Origin of the sequence: Arthrobacter sp. AOP36-C1-22 (assembly GCF_052377515.1) — a bacterium.
Taxonomy (GTDB): Bacteria; Actinomycetota; Actinomycetes; order Actinomycetales; family Micrococcaceae; genus Arthrobacter_H.
The window spans coordinates 1-18,418 of the sequence record NZ_JBQSWW010000041.1; the positions used below are offsets into that span (position 1 = coordinate 1).

Annotated in this window: 18 protein-coding genes; 2 read left to right on the forward strand and 16 right to left on the reverse strand. The window is 68.1% G+C overall.

All coding sequences use genetic code 11. The features are described from left to right. Positions 1 to 71: 71 nt before the first annotated feature. From ACT3S6_RS15105 to ACT3S6_RS15120, 4 genes are all read right to left on the reverse strand, one after another. Complete coding sequence (locus tag ACT3S6_RS15105) at positions 72 to 1,457, reverse strand: dihydrolipoamide acetyltransferase family protein (RefSeq protein ID WP_444555641.1); 1,386 nt, start codon at positions 1,455 to 1,457, stop codon at positions 72 to 74. 41 nt (positions 1,458 to 1,498) lie between these two features. Beyond that, positions 1,499 to 2,473 (reverse strand): alpha-ketoacid dehydrogenase subunit beta, encoded by a 975-nt coding sequence (locus ACT3S6_RS15110; protein WP_444555642.1) that lies wholly within the window; start codon positions 2,471 to 2,473, stop codon positions 1,499 to 1,501. Further along, positions 2,470 to 3,633, reverse strand: a complete 1,164-nt coding sequence (gene pdhA / locus ACT3S6_RS15115) for a pyruvate dehydrogenase (acetyl-transferring) E1 component subunit alpha (RefSeq protein ID WP_444555643.1) — start codon at positions 3,631 to 3,633, stop codon at positions 2,470 to 2,472. The genes ACT3S6_RS15110 and pdhA overlap by 4 nt, the downstream gene beginning before the upstream one ends. Positions 3,634 to 3,755: 122 nt before the next feature. Then, a complete protein-coding gene (locus tag ACT3S6_RS15120) occupies positions 3,756 to 4,877 on the reverse strand; it encodes a histidinol-phosphate transaminase (protein WP_444555644.1) in 1,122 nt (373 codons plus the stop codon). A 115-nt stretch (positions 4,878 to 4,992) separates the two neighbouring features. Between ACT3S6_RS15120 and ACT3S6_RS15125 the strand changes: the two genes are divergently transcribed. After that, the gene (locus tag ACT3S6_RS15125) at positions 4,993 to 5,403 is read left to right on the forward strand and encodes a phage holin family protein (RefSeq protein WP_444555645.1); all 411 of its coding nucleotides are present in this window, start codon (positions 4,993 to 4,995) and stop codon (positions 5,401 to 5,403) included. Positions 5,404 to 5,418: 15 nt separating this feature from the next. Here ACT3S6_RS15125 and ACT3S6_RS15130 read toward each other — a convergent pair whose 3' ends face one another. Beyond that, on the reverse strand, positions 5,419 to 6,882 hold the full coding sequence (locus tag ACT3S6_RS15130) for a hypothetical protein (RefSeq protein ID WP_444555646.1): 1,464 nt from the start codon (positions 6,880 to 6,882) through the stop codon (positions 5,419 to 5,421). Next, positions 6,879 to 7,097 carry a hypothetical protein gene (locus ACT3S6_RS15135; protein ID WP_444555647.1) on the reverse strand — a complete coding sequence of 73 codons (219 nt, stop codon included), beginning with the start codon at positions 7,095 to 7,097 and terminating at the stop codon, positions 6,879 to 6,881. Before ACT3S6_RS15135 ends, ACT3S6_RS15130 begins: the two co-directional genes overlap by 4 nt. Before the next feature lie 201 nt (positions 7,098 to 7,298). Here ACT3S6_RS15135 and purB point away from each other — a divergent pair, with 201 nt between their 5' ends. Then, the gene (gene purB / locus ACT3S6_RS15140) at positions 7,299 to 8,708 is read left to right on the forward strand and encodes an adenylosuccinate lyase (RefSeq protein WP_444555648.1); all 1,410 of its coding nucleotides are present in this window, start codon (positions 7,299 to 7,301) and stop codon (positions 8,706 to 8,708) included. 3 nt (positions 8,709 to 8,711) lie between these two features. Here the strand turns inward: purB and ACT3S6_RS15145 are convergent, their stop codons facing one another. The 10 genes from ACT3S6_RS15145 to ACT3S6_RS15190 all read right to left on the reverse strand — a co-directional run. Further along, entirely contained in the window at positions 8,712 to 9,539 is an 828-nt protein-coding gene (locus ACT3S6_RS15145; RefSeq protein ID WP_444555649.1) for an ABC transporter ATP-binding protein, read from the reverse strand. Next, a complete protein-coding gene (locus ACT3S6_RS15150; protein WP_444555650.1) occupies positions 9,536 to 10,690 on the reverse strand; it encodes a FecCD family ABC transporter permease in 1,155 nt (384 codons plus the stop codon). Before ACT3S6_RS15150 ends, ACT3S6_RS15145 begins: the two co-directional genes overlap by 4 nt. Then, positions 10,687 to 11,658 (reverse strand): FecCD family ABC transporter permease, encoded by a 972-nt coding sequence (locus ACT3S6_RS15155; RefSeq protein WP_444555651.1) that lies wholly within the window; start codon positions 11,656 to 11,658, stop codon positions 10,687 to 10,689. The genes ACT3S6_RS15150 and ACT3S6_RS15155 overlap by 4 nt, the downstream gene beginning before the upstream one ends. An 85-nt stretch (positions 11,659 to 11,743) precedes the next feature. Next, positions 11,744 to 12,784, reverse strand: a complete 1,041-nt coding sequence (locus tag ACT3S6_RS15160) for an iron-siderophore ABC transporter substrate-binding protein (protein ID WP_444555652.1) — start codon at positions 12,782 to 12,784, stop codon at positions 11,744 to 11,746. A gap of 132 nt (positions 12,785 to 12,916) precedes the next feature. Then, on the reverse strand, positions 12,917 to 13,528 hold the full coding sequence (locus tag ACT3S6_RS15165) for a response regulator transcription factor (RefSeq protein WP_444555658.1): 612 nt from the start codon (positions 13,526 to 13,528) through the stop codon (positions 12,917 to 12,919). Further along, positions 13,522 to 14,655 carry a sensor histidine kinase gene (locus ACT3S6_RS15170; protein WP_444555653.1) on the reverse strand — a complete coding sequence of 378 codons (1,134 nt, stop codon included), beginning with the start codon at positions 14,653 to 14,655 and terminating at the stop codon, positions 13,522 to 13,524. The genes ACT3S6_RS15165 and ACT3S6_RS15170 overlap by 7 nt, the downstream gene beginning before the upstream one ends. A gap of 11 nt (positions 14,656 to 14,666) precedes the next feature. Beyond that, positions 14,667 to 15,419 (reverse strand): ABC transporter permease, encoded by a 753-nt coding sequence (locus tag ACT3S6_RS15175; RefSeq protein WP_444555654.1) that lies wholly within the window; start codon positions 15,417 to 15,419, stop codon positions 14,667 to 14,669. 38 nt (positions 15,420 to 15,457) lie between these two features. Next, on the reverse strand, positions 15,458 to 16,405 hold the full coding sequence (locus ACT3S6_RS15180) for an ABC transporter ATP-binding protein (protein ID WP_444555655.1): 948 nt from the start codon (positions 16,403 to 16,405) through the stop codon (positions 15,458 to 15,460). Positions 16,406 to 16,494: 89 nt separating this feature from the next. After that, complete coding sequence (locus tag ACT3S6_RS15185; protein WP_444555656.1) at positions 16,495 to 18,036, reverse strand: M81 family metallopeptidase; 1,542 nt, start codon at positions 18,034 to 18,036, stop codon at positions 16,495 to 16,497. After that, a partial coding sequence (locus ACT3S6_RS15190; protein WP_444555657.1) for an aminotransferase class I/II-fold pyridoxal phosphate-dependent enzyme occupies positions 18,036 to 18,418 on the reverse strand: 383 nt, incomplete at its 5' end. The genes ACT3S6_RS15190 and ACT3S6_RS15185, both read right to left, overlap by 1 nt.

The following is an 18,418-nucleotide window of genomic DNA, read 5'->3' on the forward strand; positions in this document are numbered from 1 at the left end:
CGTCCGGGTTCTCACGATGGGTTCCTCTCCCCTGGTCCTTCGGTGAAATCCGACATCCCCGGCGGATGCGGCTAATCGAGCAGCAGTGCCGGCTCTTCCATGATCGCGGCGATGTCGGCCAGGAAGCGGGCCGATAGATCGCCGTCGACCACCCGATGGTCGAAGCTACCACCCAAGGTGGTGATCCAGCGGGGGACGACGTCCCCGTCGACCACCCACGGCTTCTGCCGGATGGTGCCGAAGGCGATGATCGAGACTTCGCCGGGATTGATGATGGGGGTCCCGGTGTCGACGCCCAGGACCCCGATGTTGGTCACCGTCAGCGTGCCCTCGCGCATGTCCTCGGGCCGGGTCCGCCCTTCCCTGGCGGTGGTGGTCAGCTCGTTCAGGGCCATCGCCAGTTCCTTCAGGCTCAGATCCTGGGCGTCCTTGAGGTTCGGGACCACCAGGCCCCGCGGGGTCGCGGCTGCGATCCCGAGGTTCACGAAGTGCTTGACGTGGATTTCGGCGCCCTGCCCGGTATCCACCCAGCTGGCGTTGACGCCCGGGTTCCGCGCCGCGGCCCAGATGACCGCCTTGGTGAGGATCAGCAGCGGGGAGACCTTGATGCCTTCGAAGTCGCGGGACTTCTTCAGACGCTGGATGAACTCCATCGTCCGGGTGGCGTCGACATCGACGAAGATGCTCACATGCGGAGCGGCGGACACGGAGTCGACCATGGCCTTGGCGGTGGCCTTGCGCACCCCGCGCACCGGTTCACGGGTGATCCGCTGCGCCGTGGCCCCACCGGTGGGCCGGTGGTTGGTCAGGTCCTCGCGGGTGATCTGCCCGTGCGTACCGGTTCCGCGGACATCGGAGAGTTCGATGCCCAGGTCCTTGGCGATCTTGCGGACCGGCGGCTTGGCCAGCACCCGCTCGGGCGCCGGGGGCCCCGGGGTCGGAGCAGGCTTCGTGGCGGCTTCGGCCACCGGTGTTCCTGCGGGGGCAGGTGCGGGGCGGGCTTGGGCGCCCGGCGGGGTCGCGGAGGCACCGGGACGGGTGCGGGGGCGCCGGCGGACGGGATCCGACTTCGGGCCCGAGCCGACCAGCGGGCCTGGGGCCTGCTCCTCGACGGACGCCTCGGCCACTTCCCCGGGGGTCGGGGCCGGCGGCGGGGCAGCGCCGTCAGTGGGCGCCGGGGCGGCCGTGGCTTCCGGCTCGGCCGGGGCGCCGGGCTGTTGCCCGATTTCGTCGACGGAGAACAGCGGCTGGCCGACTTCCACGACCTGTCCTTCGGCGGCGTGCAGTTCGGTGACCACCCCGGCATACGGGCTGGGCAGTTCGACCAGGGACTTGGCGGTCTCGATCTCCACGAAGACCTGGTTGATCTCCACATGGTCGCCGGTCTTGACCTTCCAGGAGGCGATATCGGCCTCGGTCAGGCCTTCGCCGACATCGGGCAGGTTGAAGGTACTCATGGGTGGCTCCTTGGGCGCATGCTGTTCGGGGTCCCGGGCATCTAGTACTCGAACGAACGATCCACGGCATCGAGCAGCTTGTCGATATCCGGTAGGTACTGGTCCTCGACCTTGGCCACGGGGTAGGGCATGTGGAATCCGCCCACGCGGATCACGGGGGCCTCCAGCGAAAGGAAGGCCCGCTCCGAGACCCGGGCGGCGATCTCGCCGCCGATGCCTCCGAACGTGGGGGCTTCATGGGTGACGATGAGCCGGCCGGTCTTGCGGACCGAATCGGTGATGGTGTCGAAATCGATCGGACTGATCGAGCGCAGGTCCACCACCTCGATGCTGCGCCCGTCCTCCGTGGCTGCCTCGGCGGCAGCCAGGGCCACCGGGACCAACGGACCATAGGTGACGATCGTGGCGTCGGTCCCCTCACGGATGACCTGGGCGCTGAAGGCATTCTGCGCCGGATTCTCGGTATCGACCTCGCCCTTGAGCCAATAGCGGCGTTTGGGTTCGAAGAAGATGACCGGGTCCTGGCATGCTGCCGCTTGCTGGATCATCCAGTAGGCGTCGTGGGGGTTCGACGGGGTGATGATGCGCAGGCCCGCGGTATGGGCGAAGAGTGCCTCGGGTGATTCCGAATGGTGTTCGATGGATCCGATGCCACCGCCGTAGGGGATCCGGATGACCACGGGGGCGCCGAAACGGCCCTCGGAGCGGGCGCGCATCTTGGCCAGCTGGGTCGTGATCTGGTTGAACCCGGGGAAGACGAAGCCGTCGAATTGGATTTCGGCGATCGGCTTGTAGCCGCGCAGGCTCATGCCGATCGAGGTGCCGATGATCCCGGATTCGGCCAACGGGGAATCGATGACGCGTGAGGTCCCGAAATCGGCCATGAGCCCCTCGGTGACCCGATACACCCCGCCGAGCCGGCCGATGTCCTCACCGATCAGCAAGGATTTGGGGTTCTCCTCCAGCACGCGGCGCAGGCCGGTGGACAGGGCCTTGGCCATGGTCATCCTGGTCATCGGGGACCTCCGGATCCGGGGGTTGCTGCCGGGTCGGCATCGGTGAAGCCCGCCTCGTAGCGGCGATGGAATTCCAGTTCCTCGCGGACCAGCGGGTGCGCTTCGGCGTAGACGTTGGCGAAGGACTGGGCCAGGGTCGGGTCCGGGAAGTCCATGGCCTCCCGGCGGACCCGGGCAGCCATCTCATCCCCGTCCGCCGAAAGCCGGGCGAAGAAGTCCTCGTCGACCAGTTCCGCGGCGCGCAGGTACTTCTCCAGCCGGGCCAGCGGGTCCTTGAGATCCCAGGATTCCTCTTCGTCCGTCGTGCGGTATTTCGTGGGGTCGTCGGCCGTGGTGTGGGCGCTGCGTCGGTAGGTCTGCGCTTCGATCAGCACCGGCCCCCCGCCGCCACGGGCGTGCTCGAGGGCCCACCGGGTGACCGCATGCACGGCCAGGACGTCGTTGCCGTCCACGTGGATGCCCGGGAAGCCGTACCCGGCGGCCCGCGCGGCCAGCGGCACCCGGGACTGGACCTCGAAGGGGACCGAGATGGCCCACTGGTTGTTCTGGCAGAAGAAGACCACCGGGGACTGGTTGCTCGCGGCGAAGACCATCGATTCGTGGGTATCGCCCTCGGAGGAGGCACCATCACCGAAGTACGCGACGACGGCGGTACCCTCCTGCGCCAGACGCTCCTCGTCCCAGTCGGCCTGGTCGCGTTGGATGCCCATCGCATAGCCGACGGCATGGGGCATCTGGGCGGCCAGCACCATCGTGTACATGTGGAAGTTGTTCTCCCGCGGATCCCATCCACCGTTGGAGATGCCGCGGAAGACGCGGAGCATCTGCGGGAAATCGACGTCGCGGGTCAGCGCGACGCCATGCTCGCGATAGGTCGGGAAGAGGTAGTCGCGGGCTTCGGTGGCCCGGCCGGAACCGATCTGCGCGGCTTCCTGGCCACGCAACGGCACCCAGAGCGCCAGTTGCCCCTGCCTCTGCAAGGCGGTGGCTTCCTCGTCGAACCGGCGGGTCAGCGCCATATCGCGGTAGAAGCCGCGGAGCGCATCGGCATCCACATCCGCCAGATAGGGCGAATACTCGCTGTCGGTGACGAGTTCTCCATCCGGCGTCAGCAACTGGATCAGCTCCGGTGCCGCGGCCGCCTGGGCGGTTGAGGTCATGCGCGTGGGTACCCTTCACTTAGAAATATGCCTCCCGCGGCATAGGTTCCGCAGGAGGCATATAACGGAAATACCACTCCAGCCTACTGGCCCGTGGGCCCGTGGCCGGAACCGGCTACCGGCTAGGAAACGGCGGGTCGTTTTGGATACTTGCTACAAACCTCGAGGAAACGCGTATTGGCCTCCTCCTCGCCGATGCTCACCCGCAGGCCCTCGACACCGAAGGCCCGCACGGACAGTGCCTGCTCGTCGGCAACCCGGGCGAAATCGGGGGTATCGGCCCCGAAGTCGAGCCAGATGAAGTTGCCCTGGGGGTCGGGGACCTCCCAGCCGATGGCCCGCAGACCCTCCACGACACGGGTCCGTTCGTCGACCAGGTGTTGTACCCTTTCGACAACCTGGTCGATGTTCTCGATCGAGGCGACCGCCGCCTTCTCGGCCAGACTGGATACCGCGAACGGGGTGGCGATGACGCGCAGGTACTGCGTGATGGACGGATGCGAGATGGAGTAGCCGACGCGCAGGTTGGCCAGCGAGTGGGCCTTGGAGAAGGTTCGCAGGACCACGACGTTCGGGTACTTCCGGTACATCTCGATGCCGTCGACGGCATCCTCGAGGCGGACGAACTCGTTATAGGCCTCATCGATGACGATGAGCACGTTTGCCGGGACCGAGTTGATGAACTTCTCCACCTCGGCGGTCGTCAGCGCCGGGCCGGTGGGGTTGTTGGGGGTGCAGAGCATCACGACGGAGGTCTGGGCATTCACGGCTGCCGCCATGGCGTCGAGGTCATGACGCCCGTCGGGCAGGTTCGGGATCTCCACGGCATCCGCGCCGGTGGTCTGGACCACGATCGGGTAGGCCTCGAAGGAGCGCCAGGCGTAGATGACCTCATCGGCGACGTCATCGTCGTTCTGGCCGGCAAAGGTCTGCAGGATCTGGGTCAGCGCGCCGAGGCTGCCGGCGCCGGTGACGATGTCTTCGGCGGGAACGTCGAGGTATCCGGCCAGTGATTCGCGTAGCTTCGTTGCCAGCGGGTCCGGGTACCTGTTGTAGTCCACACCCTCGCGGATGGCCTCCATGACTGCCGGGACGGGACCCAGCGGGTTCTCGTTGGAGGACATCTTATAAGAGGTGAGGCCGGAGACGGCGGTCGGAGGTTTGCCCGCGGCATACTTCGGAAGCAGATCCAGCACCGGACGTGGTTGCACCTTGACGGGGGTGGCGGGGTTCTTATTGCTCATGTCTCTACCCTAGCGTCGCCACGGCCTCCCCCGCCGCCCGGACCCCGGCATGGCTCGCCGATCCACCGGCCCCGAAACACCGGTCCTCCGGGTGGCGGTATGGAAAGATGGCAGGATGCTGCGCTTCATCGTCAGAGTCATCGTCAACGCCGTGGCCCTCGCTGCCGCCGCCTGGATCATCCCGGGGATCTCCGTCGGCTCCTCGGCCGCGAGCCAAGCCACGGGGAACGACAGTGCGGGCACCGTGGTGGCCTACCTGTTCATCGGCCTGATCTTCGGGATCGTCAACGCCGTGGTCCGCCCGATCATCAGCTTCCTCTCGGTACCCATCACCTGCCTGACCCTGGGGCTGTTCGCGATCGTCATCAACGCGGCCATGCTGCTGCTGATCTCCTGGTTGAGCAGCTACACCCCCATCGGCCTGCATGTGGACACGTTCTTCTGGGATGCGGTCCTGGGCTCGCTCATCATCAGCATCGTCTCGGCACTGATTGGTTGGGTCGTCCCGGACCGCCACGACCGCTAGGAACCCACGCCGCCTCTAATGCGGCGGGGTGCTGTCCAAGGCCCGATGCCTGGGGCGCCCCGGCGGGCGGGGGACCGGTTTGATCCGGGCCTTGCGTGGCCCGGTCGACGGCACGCGACGGAGCTTGACCGTGGTCACGGTGGCCGTGGTGGCGCCGGCGAACAGGGTCCCCAGGGCAGTACGGGCCTCCACGACGCCGGGGTCGTCGCTGGTGGCCAGTTCCCCTGAAAGCTGCGTGTAGTTGCCCAGCTGGTGCGCGGCCCCGAACCCACCGGCTTGCAGATCGGTATCCGGGGCATACCCCTCGAAGTACACGGTGACCTGGTTGCTGCTCTCGGGGTTGGGCCGGCCATCCAGGCCCGGCACCATGTCATCGACATGCTCCAGGTGCAGCCCGCGGGTGCCCTCGGGCAGCACCGTGCTGCCGACGGGCGATCCGGTGGTGACGACGTAGTCGACGTCGTACCGGGCCGCCAGGTCCTCATCCACGGCCAGGTTCGCCGCATGGATCCCCCCTTGGCTGTATCCGGTGATGACCAGCCGGTCCCCCGGGCGGGCCCCGGACGCGTCCAGCGCCTCGGCCGCGGCCTGGGCCACCTGCCTGCTGCCCATCCCGGTCCCCTCCACGATGCCTGATTCGTCGAAGGGATTCCTCGAGGCCCAGTACCGCCCCTGCCGGGCCGGTTGGGTCCCCGGGATCGTCAGGACATGAACGGGCCCGCGCGCTGTCCGGGTGGTGGTGACCAGCACCGCCCCCTCCCCCGAGACCTGCGCCTCCGCCCGGCGTTGGAGATCCATCAGGTCCGGCACCGTGCCCTCGAAGGCCTCCGGTGCCGCCGTCGACACGGCCCCGAGGCGAATGGTCCGCACATTGAAGATCCATCGCACGGCGGCCAGCCCGGAGAGCCCGATGGCCATCCGTTCGGCCACCCCGCTGCGGAAGGGGCCCCCATGATCCCGATCCCCCAGCAGGCGGGCGACCACCGAGGACGCGGCCGCCATCGAGGGATCCGAGGCGGGCCGGCCACCGAGCAGCAACCAGGGAAGTCCGTAACCGGGAGCCGCATTGATCAGGTCCTCGGTGGTCTGCGTATCCGGATGGCCATGATTGGAGGAGAACCGGTCCTGCACGGCGGCAGGTAGCACGGCGGAGCGTTGCTCATAGGCCTTCAAGGCCGCCCTGCGTTCAGCCTGCTCATAGATTGCCCGGCTGGCATCGAGCCCGGCCCGGCACTCTTCCACGGTGTCGCCGACCCCGATCGCCAGTTGGTTCCCCGAGCGTAGATACGCCTCGGCCGCGGAGGGGAGGAACCGCCCCTCGACGGCGACCGGGGGCCCGGCATCGGCCAGAGCGGTGGTGATCAGCATCCGGGCCGCGATCAGACACTCGCCGGCCCGGGCCAGCCGTGCCGCGGCGCGTTCGAATTCGTCGAGTTGGAAGTCGGCGCTGGGAGAACCCCCCGAGCTGGAATGGCTCACGGGGCACCGGCCAGCGCGGAGGCCCGTTCACTGGCGAAGGCCACCAAGGCGTCCTCCAATTCGCGCGGCAGGGCCTCGAGCTGGCCCAGGCATGACTCGAGCCGGCGGCGGTAGGCCATCCCGGCCGGGGACCGCCAGTCCACGTTCAAGGCGGCCAACAACTGCCCCCTGGCTTCGGAGACCTCCCCCAGCGCCAGACGCGTCCTGGTTTCCATCACCTCACGATCCACCAGCACCCCTCCCGCCTCCGGACCCCGTCCGAGGTCTCCATGTCGCCGCGGATACCCCCACGGTAGGAGAAGCACCGGACCGGCACAGGCCCCGCCGTCGTTCTTGTGGATATCCGCGCGCCCGGCCCGCCGCGGGAGAGGTCATCCGGTCCCGCCCCGGGCGCGGCTCATGAAACAATGGGCCCCATGGCTGAATCCGCGCGCACCTCCCTTGCATCCGAACCGCTGGCCCTTGGCGCCCTCGACGGACGGTACCGTCCGGCCGTGGCCCCGCTGGTCGACCACCTTTCCGAGGCGGCCCTGAACCGAAACCGGGTCCACGTCGAGGTCGAATGGCTGATCCACCTGACCTCGCGGTCAGCGCTTCCGGGCGTCTCCCCACTGACCTCCGAGCAGATCACGGCCTTGCGGCGGATCGTCACCGACTTCGATATCGACTCGGTCTCCGAACTCGCCGAGATCGAGGCCATCACCGTCCACGACGTCAAGGCCGTGGAGTACTACATCAACCGCCGCCTGCCGGGGATCGGCATCGAGGATCTGACCCCGCTGGTGCACTTCGGGTGCACCAGCGAGGACATCAACAACCTCTCCTACGCGGTCGGGGTGAAGGACGCTGTCACGCAGGTGTGGCTCCCCGCAGCCCGGGCCCTGGTGGGGCAGATCGGCGCCATGGCCGAGACCACCCGCACCGTGCCGATGCTCTCGCGCACGCATGGCCAGCCGGCCACGCCGACGACACTGGGCAAGGAGCTCGCCGTCACCGCCTGGCGGCTGACCCGCCAGCTGGACCGGATCGAACGCACCGAGTACCTGGGCAAGATCAACGGCGCCACCGGCACCTACGCCGCCCACTACGCTTCGGTCCCCGACACCGACTGGCAGGAGGTCTCCCGCACGTTCGTCGAAGGCCTCGGCCTGGACTGGAACCCGCTGACCACCCAGATCGAATCCCACGACTGGCAGGCCGAGCTCTACGCCGACGTCGCCCGCTACAACCGGATCCTGCACAACTTCTGCACCGATGTGTGGAGCTACATCTCCATCGGCTACTTCGCCCAGGTCCCCGTGGCCGGGGCCACCGGGTCCTCCACGATGCCGCATAAGGTCAACCCGATCCGCTTCGAGAACGCCGAGGCCAACCTGGAGATCTCCAACGGCCTGCTGGACACCCTCGGCGCGACCCTGGTGACCAGCCGCTGGCAGCGCGACCTCACCGACTCCTCCTCGCAGCGCAACATCGGCACCGCCTTCGGCCACTCCCTGCTGTCCATCTCCAATGTGGCCAAGGGGCTGGAACGCCTCGACGTGGCCGAGGAGGTCCTGGCCGACGACCTGGAACACAACTGGGAAGTGTTGGGCGAGGCGATCCAGATGGTCATGCGGGCCGAGGCCATCGCCGGGGTCCCCGGCATGGAGAACCCGTACGAACGGCTCAAGGAGCTCACCCGCGGACACCGGGTGGACGCGACCCGGATGAAGGAATTCGTGTCGAGCCTGGGGTTGAGCGAACAGGCGTCGGCCCGTTTGAAGGAGCTGACCCCGGGGACCTACAACGGGATTGCCGCTGAGCTGGTGGACCACCTGGGGCGGTAGTTCCTAGTCATCCCCCACGCCGGCACGGAGGTGGGGGACGACCATGGGGGTGCCCGCTTGCGGGTCGTCCATGATCTCGGCCCCCAGGCCGAAGATCCCATGCACCAGTTCCGACGTCAGGATCGACCGTGGTGTTCCGTGCGCCCGGATCGCCCCCTCCTTCATCACCACCAGATCCGAGGCGAAGCGTGCCGCCTGGTTCAGATCGTGCAACACGGCCACGATCGTCCGGCCTTCCCGGTTGAGCTCGGCGAACAGCTCCAGGAGGTCGTATTGGTGGGCGATGTCCAAAAACGTCGTCGGCTCGTCGAGCAGGATGATGTCGGTGTCCTGGGCCAGCACCATCGCCAACCAGGCCCGCTGGCGTTGGCCCCCGGAAAGGGAGGCCACGGGCGTCTGCTCCGATCCGAGGAGCCTGGTGCGTTCCAGGGCCGCGGAGATGGCCACGTCGTCGGCCGGGGACCATTGACGCAGCAGCGTGTGATGGGGGTGGCGTCCGCGGGCCACGAGCTCCCCGACGGTGATCCCCTCCGGGGCCACGGCGCCCTGGGGCAGCAACGACACCCGGCGGGCCATGGTCCGCCCGCGCAGGCGGGCCACCGGTTCCCCGTCCAGGGTGATCCTTCCGGCGGCGGGCCGGTTGACGCGGGCGAAGGCCTTGAGCAGGGTGGACTTGCCGCAACCGTTCGGGCCCACGATGACCTTGAAGTCCCCGGCGTGGATGTCCAGGTCCAGGTTCTCCACGATGGTGCGGTTCCCGTAGCCCAGACGGATGGCTTCGGCGCAGAGGAGCGGACCGCGGTGGCCGGTTTCGGCGGGTGGGCGGCTCATGTCTGCCCCTTTCTGAATTCGTGGACGAGCAGGAGTCCCAGATAGACCCCGCCGATGGCCAGGGTCAGGATCCCGACGGGCAACGCCTTCGCCCAGGGGGCTTGTTGGGCGACGAGGTCGGCGGCCACCAGGAGCACGGCGCCGGTCAGCCCGGAGAGCAGCAATTGGGGTCGCCCGCTGGCGGCGAGGCGTCGTGCTATATGCGGGGCGGTCAGGGCGATGAAGGCGATTGGACCGGCGACGGCGACCGCCCCGCCGGCGAGGATGACACTGAGCAGGACGGCACGACGGCGGGTACTCACCGCCGGGGAACCGAGCCCCTGGGCGACGTCGTCCCCCATTTCGCTCAAGGCCAGCGGGACACTCAACAACGCCAAGGGAATCGCACAGACGGCCAGCACGATTCCGACGATGGCTGCGTGTTCCCAGGATCGCGCTTCGAGGCTTCCGTTCAGGTAGGCCGAGAGCATGGTCGCCTGGTCACGGGCGACCAGATAGACGACATAGTGGGTGAAGGCGGCGGCCATCGCCGAGACCCCGATGCCGGCCAGGATCATGCGCAGTGGATTCCCGAATCCGGTTCCGGTGCCCAGGGCGACGAGTCCTACAGCGGCAGCAGCACCAAGCACCGAGCCCACCGGAATCGAGGCAGCACCGGGCAGCAGCAGGCCGAATAGGGCCGCGCCCGCACCGGCCCCGGCGCTGACACCGATGACGTCGGGGCTGCCCAACGGGTTGCGGGTCACCGATTGGAACAGGGCCCCCGAGAGGCCCAACGCCACCCCGGCCCCGATGGCCACGACCAGACGCGGGCCACGTAATGTTCCCAAGACGAAGGCCTGCTTGGCGTCCTCGGCCCCGCCGAAAAGGGCCCCGAGGAGTCTGGACGGCTCGATCCCGAGTCCGCCCATCGTCAAGGTTGCAAATCCTGCAGCCAGCACTGCGGCCACCAGCAGGAACCCGACGGCCAGCGGGCGTCGGGACACCGGCAGTGCGACGTGGTGGCCCAGCCGCAGGACGGGTCCGACCGCCGCAGGCCTTGGCTCTGGTTCCCGGTGCCGTGGTGGCCGGGCTGCCGGTTCCTGCGCGGATCCGGGAGTGGTCTCTTCGTCGTCCCCCCGGGATACCGGGCGCGTAGTCAGATCACTCATGAGCGGTCCCCGAGTTTCCTGACCACCAGCAGCAGGACCGGGGCCCCGACGAAAGCGGTGACGACGCCGACCATGAGTTCCTGCGGGCGCAGCAACACCCTGCCGATGACGTCGGCGGCGAGCAGCACGGCGGGCCCGACCAGGAGGGATCCGATGAGTTGGCGGCGCATGTCCAGTCCGACCAGGGCCCTGACGATATGCGGTACGGCCAACCCGATGAAGGCGATCGGCCCGACGGCGGCGGTGGCGGCGGCACTCATCAGGGTCGCGGCCCCGAGCCCTCCGGCCCGGATGAGCCCCGTATGGACGCCGAGTCCGGTGGCGGCGTCGTTTCCCAGGGCCAGTGCGTTCATTCCTCCGGCGACGGCGAACGCCATGACGAGACCCAGCAGCAGGAACGGCAGGACGGAAAAGAGCTGGGCGTAGGCGCCATGGTGCAGGGAGCCGACGACCCAGAAACGGTAGTTGTCGAAGGTCTGGGGCAGACTGAGCGCGATCCCCTGGACGTAGGCGGTGAGTACCGCGGTCACGACGGCACCGGCCAGGATCAGTCGCACCAGATTGGCGTTGCTGGATCCCGCGGTGCCCACGACGTAGACGACTATCGCTGCCATCCCGGCCCCGACCAGGGCCACCCAGACCGCCGCGGGGGATCCCAACGTCAGGCCGAAGAGTGCCGTGCAGGTGACCATGGCCGCTGCGGCGCCGGCGTTGATGCCCAGCAGGCCGGGGTCGGCCAGCGGGTTGCGGGTGGCGCTTTGCATCAGGGTCCCGGCCACGGCCAGGGCGGCACCGACGGCGACGCCGAGCAGGGTGCGTTGGTAGCGGGCGTCGAACACGGCGGCCAGATAGGGATCTGCATGACCGCCGAGGGCATCGAAGACCTGGGTCAGGGTGGTGGGCTTGGAGCCGAGGGTCAGGCTCGCCAGGACGACGACGGCCAACACCAGCAGGCAGCCCACGAACACGGGCACCCCGCGCGGCAGGCGCGGACGGGGTGTCCGGGCCTGCCGCGTGCCGTCGGTGGTGGTGCCGAGGGTGCTGATGGCGGGGTTACTTTCCGGCCTGCTCGATGGCCTCGTCGATCATCGGGAGGTAGCGGTCCACGGCATACGGGACCGTCAGCGGGTTGATCATCGAGGAGGCGGTGACGAAGGCGTTGTCCTCGCTGGCGACCACCGCGCCCTGCTTGATGGCGGGGATCTGGGCGTAGAGCTTATTCGATAGGGCCTGCTTGCGGGCTGCAGCGTCGGAGTAGAACGTGAAGATCAGGTCGCTGTCGTTGAGCTGGTCGGCATTTTCGTAGCCGATGACCGCAGAATCGGTGCCTTCGGTCTCCTCCATCTCCTCCACGGCAGCGTCGACCTTCAGGCCCAGGGCCTTGACCATGGCGGCGCGCTGCTCGGTGGGTTTGAAGACCCCCAGGGTGTCGGGGGTGGTGTAGATGTAGGAGAAGGTGTGCTCGGCATAGTCGGGGTGCTCCTCGGCGACATCGGAGAGCTGCTGCTTCAGGTCGGAGACCAGGTCCTGGGCCTCGGCTTCCTCTCCCAGCGCCTGCCCGACGATGTCCATCTGCTCATCCCAGTCGATGCTCCAGGCCTGATCCGGGTAGGCGACGGTCGGGGCAATCGCGTCCAGGGTGTCGAACTGCTCCTGGGTCAGACCGGACCAGGGGGCCAGGATGACGTCCGGTTCCAGATCGACGATCTTTTCCATGTCGAGCTTCTCCCCGGCCCCGACGAGTTCGGGCAGCTCCCCGCCGTCGTCCTCCACTGCGTCGTGGATCCACGGCAGGTAGCCGGTGTCGTCGGCGGCCCACGCATATTCCTCCATCCCGACGGGGATGGTGCCCAGGGCGATCGAGGTTTCGGTGGAACCCTGGCCCAGGGTGATGACCCGCTCCGGTTTCTCGGGGATCTTTGCTTCGCCCAGGGCACTGTCGATCGTCACGGGGAAGCCGGCGGTCTCACCGGAGGAGGCTTCCTGGCCGTTGCCGGCGGCAGCGTCGCCGCCGGCACAGCCGGTCAACACGAGGGCCGACGCGGCGGTCAGGGCCACGGTCGCCCCGAAGGAGCGGAGAGAGGGAAGGGGCATGAGGATCCTTAGGTGATGCGGTCCCGCAGGGGTCCGGCGCGACTCCGGAAATGTACGAAAGTTAGGTTACCCCAACCTAATAAGCGATGTACAACGCCACGGGTTCATCATCTAATTATCGGTGCGGTGATCCTACAGCCACCCGCGCTCGGCGGCGATGCCCGCGGCCTCGATCCGGTTGACCGCCCCGGTCTTGCCGATGGCTGCGGACAGGTGGTTCCGCACGGTCCCCGCGGAGAGATGCATGGCCGCCGAGATCGCCGCGACGGTCCGACCGTTCCGGGCCTGTGCGAGAACCTCGCGCTCCCGCTCGGTCAGCGGGTTCCGCCCCTCGGATAGCGAGGTGGCCGCCAACTGGGGGTCCACCACCCGCAACCCGGCGTGGACCTTGCGGATGGCCTCGGCCAACTCGGCCGCCGGGGTGTCCTTGACGACGAATCCGCTGGCCCCTGCCTGGAGCGCTTCACGGAGATAGCCGGTGCGCCCAAACGTGGTCACCATCAGCGTCCGGCAGCCGGGTACCTCCTGGTGGATCCGGCGGGCGGCCTCGATCCCGTCCAGGCCCGGCATCTGGATGTCCAGGACGCAGACGTCGATCTCGCAGGAGGCCGCCCGTTCGACGGCGTCCACCCCGTTATCGGCTTCGGCCACGACGTCCAGGTCGGTTTCGAGTCCCAGCAGTGCCACGAGGGCACCGCGCACCAGCGCCTGGTCGTCGGCGACGAGGATTCTGATGCTCACCAGCTGGCCTCCACCCGAGCTCCGCCGAGCTCTGCTGCTCCGATGCGGAAACCCGCCCCGGCTTCGGCCATGCGCTCGCTCATTCCACAGACCCCGTTCCCGGCCGTGCTGGTCCCCCACCCGACCCCGTCGTCTTCAATGACCAGTGAATTGGGGCCGAAACGGATCACGCAGCGGGTGGCCTGGGCATGGCGCAGCACGTTCGTGCCCGCCTCGCGCAGGAACCAGCCCAGCGGCCCATGGAACTTCTGCGGGACCTCCCCGGCGGGCTCGCCTTCGATATCCACGTCGATCCCTGCCCCGGTGAGCGTGATGCGCAGCGCCTCGAGCTGATTGGGAAGGTCATTGCCCAGCAGTCCACCCACGGTGGTCCTGACGTCGGAGAGGGCTCCACGCACCAACGAACGGATTTCGGCGATCTCCGCGCGACTACGCTCGGGGTCATCAGTGATGAGCCGCTCGGCGAGTTCGGCCTTCACGGCCACCACGGTGAGCGTATGGCCCAGGACATCGTGCACATCCCGGGCGACGCGTTCGCGTTCGGAGACCACGGCGAGGTCGGCCTGAATCTCGTCACTGCGCGTCCCGGCCTCGATGAAGGCGAAGGTGACCATGTTCAGCACGAAGATCCCCGCCTGGATGGCCACGATGTACAAATAATCAGTGATGTCTCCGGCGAGCGCCGACAGCAGGAGGGTCAACCCGATGCTGGCGATGCCCACCGCCCAAGCCCCGGCCCGCGACAGCAGGAAGCAGGCGTAGGCGATCAGGAACGGGCTCATGTAGATCGCGTCGAGGCCGATGATGGCACCCATCCCGAGCAGGATGGCGACCAGTGCGGCCAGGCCCAACGGGGTCCAGCGGACCCACTTCGCTTCCGGGTCCAGCCGGTTGCCCAGGATGAAACCGGTCAGGTAGACGCCGATGAACAGGCCGATCAGCAGGAACGCCAGGACCAGTAATCCGGGGCCGAGGTCGGCCTGGACGACGGCGGCGACGGTATAGCCCAGGAAGATGAGCCAGATGGCCGAAAGGAGCCAGCCGTGGCGTTCCCAACCGCTCCTGGCAGACGACGGCTCGGCCGACGCGACGGACGGACGGGCGGCGGCCCGGGTCTCGGGGATGGTCATCCCGTCGTCTCCTAACGGCGTGCCTGGCCGCGGCGTACGGCCAGGACCGCGACGATTCCGAAGATGAGAAGCCATGCCACCAGATTAGCGATCAACCCCCACAATGGGTCGACTTCCGGCGATTGGGCCTGTGCCCCCTCGAGGATCGGCCACCGCACCAGCCCCACATACCCGTACATGGGGGTGAAGCGTGCGACTTGCAGCAGGGTTCCGCTCAGGGGGATGAAGACGTTCCCGAGGAAGGCCAATATCACCAGGGCTCCGGAGGCGACCCCCATGGCTGAATCGCTTTTGAAAAGCATGGCGATGGCGTAGCCGAAGAGGGAGAACAGGACCGAGCCGACCAGGGCGATGAGGAAGGTGACCGGCCACATCCACGCACTGTCGACGCGGGCACCGGTGAAGGCGCCGACCACGAAGACCACGGCGATGGCCAGCGCGGTGATGGCCAGGGCGACCACCGCCTTCCCGGCCACGAATCCTGCGGGCCGCAGCGGGGTCAGGGCGATCTGTCGACCCCACCCCTGCATCAGCTCGACGGCGGCGACCCCGGTGACGGCGGTGGCGGCCACCGAGGCGCCATAGGCGGCCATCGAGGCCATGATGTAGAATTTCACGTTCCCGTGGCCGGCGGATTCCCCGCCGTAGCCGAAGGACAGCCCGAAGATCACATACATCAGGGCCGGGAGGATCAGGACGAACATCAGGTTCATGACGTCGCGCAGCTGGCGGGTCAGATCGATACGGACGAAGGTGGCATTCATGACGGTTCCTTTGGCGTGGGGGCGAAGCGGGGCGGCGTTCAGGCGCCGGCGGTCTCGGCGGCCGGCTCGTTGGTCATCTGGACGAAGGCGGTCTCCAGGCTGGGGGCGGAGATTTCCAGGTTGGTTCCGCCCGTCCGGGTCAACAGGTGCAGGGCGACGGCGTCGGAATCGCTGGCCGTGACGGTGATGCGTGGACCGTTCACCACCACCGCGGTCACCCCGTCCAGGGCCTTCAACTCGGCCAACCGCGGGTCGGCCGCATCGATGGTCCCGTGCTCCTGCAGGGTCGCCGCGACGGTTCTGCCGGAGGCCAGGGCCCTGACATTGGCGGTGGTTCCGTCGGCGATGATCTTCCCGGCGTTCATCAACACGATGCGCTGGGCGAAGCTCTCGGCCTCCTCCAGGTAGTGGGTGGCGAAGATGACTGTCCTGCCTGCCGTGGCATCCCGGCGCATGGTGGCCCAGAAGGCGCGGCGGGCGTTGACATCCATGCCGGCGGTCGGCTCATCGAGGATCAGCACGTCTGGGTCCGGCAGCAGGGCCAACGCGAATTTGAGCCGCTGCTGCTCGCCACCGGAACATTTGACCACCTTGCGGTGGGCCAGCCGGGTGATGTCGGTGGCCTCCATGACCTGTTGGACCCGGTCCTGGGCCCCGTGGAGGGAGGCGATGGCCAGTACGGTCTCCTGGACCGAAAGGTCCCGGAGCAGGCCGCCGGTCTGCAGGAGGGCGGAGACCCGGCCGGCACGGACGGCTTCCTGGGGTTTGCCACCGAAGATGGAGACCGTCCCGGAGGTGGGGTCGGTCAGCCCCAGGGCCATGTCGATGGCGGTGGTCTTGCCGGCCCCGTTGGGTCCGAGCAGGGCGACGATCTCCCCCGGGGCGACACTCAGGCTGATGCCGTCGACGGCGTTGAGCCGGCCCCCGTCCACGGAGAAGGTCTTGTGTAGGTCCTGGAGTTCGAGGGCTGCTGTCGTGGTGTCCATGGGACCAGTCTTGTGGTTGAGCCGTTCCGACGCCTCTGGCAGCGATCACCTTCCGACCATGACCGTTGTCATGGTCCGGTCTCCGCCGGTCAGGCCCGCTTCGTGCCGCTGGACGGGAGGAGCGTGGCGGTGAGATCCGGGTCGGTAATGTCGGGATCAAAGGGGAACATGGGTCGCTCGATGTTCCGGTGGCCCAGTCTCAGGAGGTCCTGGTCCACCCCTCCGGGGGTCAGTGCCAGCATCCAGTCGGCGGCCACGTCGAAGAACTCGGGTTCCAGATAGCCGATCTTCACGATCACCAGGTCCGCCTCCGAGACATCCAGCCCGGCCGCTTCGAAGTCCGAGATCCGGTGGTAGGGCTTGCGGCGTTCGGTGATGATCGCTTCGATCGAGCCGATCTGGACCACTGCCACGCGGCCCGAGGTCTCATCCCCCGCGCTGATCTGAACCACGGTCCCGTCCAGGAGAACCGGTCCGGCGTGCAGATGGTCCACCGCGGCCCCGGCCGAAACCCTGAGGCGTGCTCCGACCCCCGCCTGATGGCACGCCTCCACCGCCGCCTCATCGAAGAGGGAGGCGACCACGGTCCGCGGGCCCCCCGCAATGAACCTGGGATCCTCGATCAATCGGGTCAGCGTCCAGGTCACATCCCCCGTGCCTCCGGCCGTCGGGTTGTCCCCGGAATCGGAGAGCACGTAGGGACGCGGCGCACCGTCGGCGAGCGCTACGTCGAGACAGTCGGCCAGGGGCGCCGCCGGGGCGACGAAGGCGAAGTCGGCCCGCGCATCCCAATATGTGCGGGCCAGTTCGGTGGCCTGGGCTGCCGCGAGGTCGGCGTCGTCCCCGGTGACGACCACGCAGGCTGAGCACCGCGGTTCGTCCGCCCAGGCGTAGCCGACCCAGAGGGAGGCATCCACGATGCCATCCAGGGCTTCGATGCCGGGGATCGCCGCGTAGATGCCCCGCGCCGGCTCCAGTCGGGTGGAGGTCTTCTCCCCGGGCAGCAGCACAGGGATCCGGACGTAGGCCTTGGCCGGGGCTCCGGTGCCTTCGAGCAACCGGGCCTGCAGGTTCGCCATGGCCCGGGTCTTGGTTTGTTGCTCGTCCTCGTGAGGAGCCATGCGGTAACAGGTGATCAGATCGCAGGCGTTCACCAGTTCCGCCGAAACATTGCCGTGCAGGTCCATCGGGGCGGAGATCAGTGTCCGCGGCGTTCCCGCGGCCGCACTGGAGTCGTCGAGGGCGGTGCGGACGGCCCGGGCCAGATCGGCTTCGGCATCCTGCCGTCCCAGGACCGTCATGGCGCCATGGATGTCCAGCAGGAATCCGTCGAAGGGGCCGCAGGCACGGATCATGGACACCAGTTCGGTCTTCAACGCCTCATAGACCTCGGGAAGGACCATGCCCCCGGGCAGGGACCGGGCGTGGACCAGCGGCACCCACTCCACCTCGTCGGCGACCGCCGGATCATGTTCGGGGCCATCCGGCTGCAGGACCGCATAGCGGGAGAGCAGTTCGTCGTCGTGCGTGAACCGGAAGGCCTCGAACCCCGAACGGTGCGGGGAGAAGTTCGAGGCTTCGATGGACATCCCGCCCACACCGATGCGTGGACGTCCACCCCGACGGCGCATCAGCGCCCCGCCTGGAAGCGGATGATCCGTTCGATGGCTTCGGTGACGGCGTCTGGGCCGGCGGCGAAACTCAACCGGACCGCCCGGCGCCCGCCGACGACGTCGAAATCGGCTCCCGGTACCAGGGCGACCCCCTCCTGCTCCAGCAGCGCGGCGCAATAGGCCGTCGAATCCTCGAAGCCTTCAAGGGCCTCCCCCAGGTCCGCGTACACGTAGAACGCCCCGTCGGCCGGGGCGGCCTGGCCCCATCCGAGCCGGGGCAGGTTGTCCAGCAGGACGGCACGGGTGGCCGCGAACTGGTCTACGAAGGCTTCCGCCTGCCGGTAGGACTCCTCGGTAAAGGCCTCCACCGCGGCCATTTGTGCCGGCGCCGGCGGGCAGA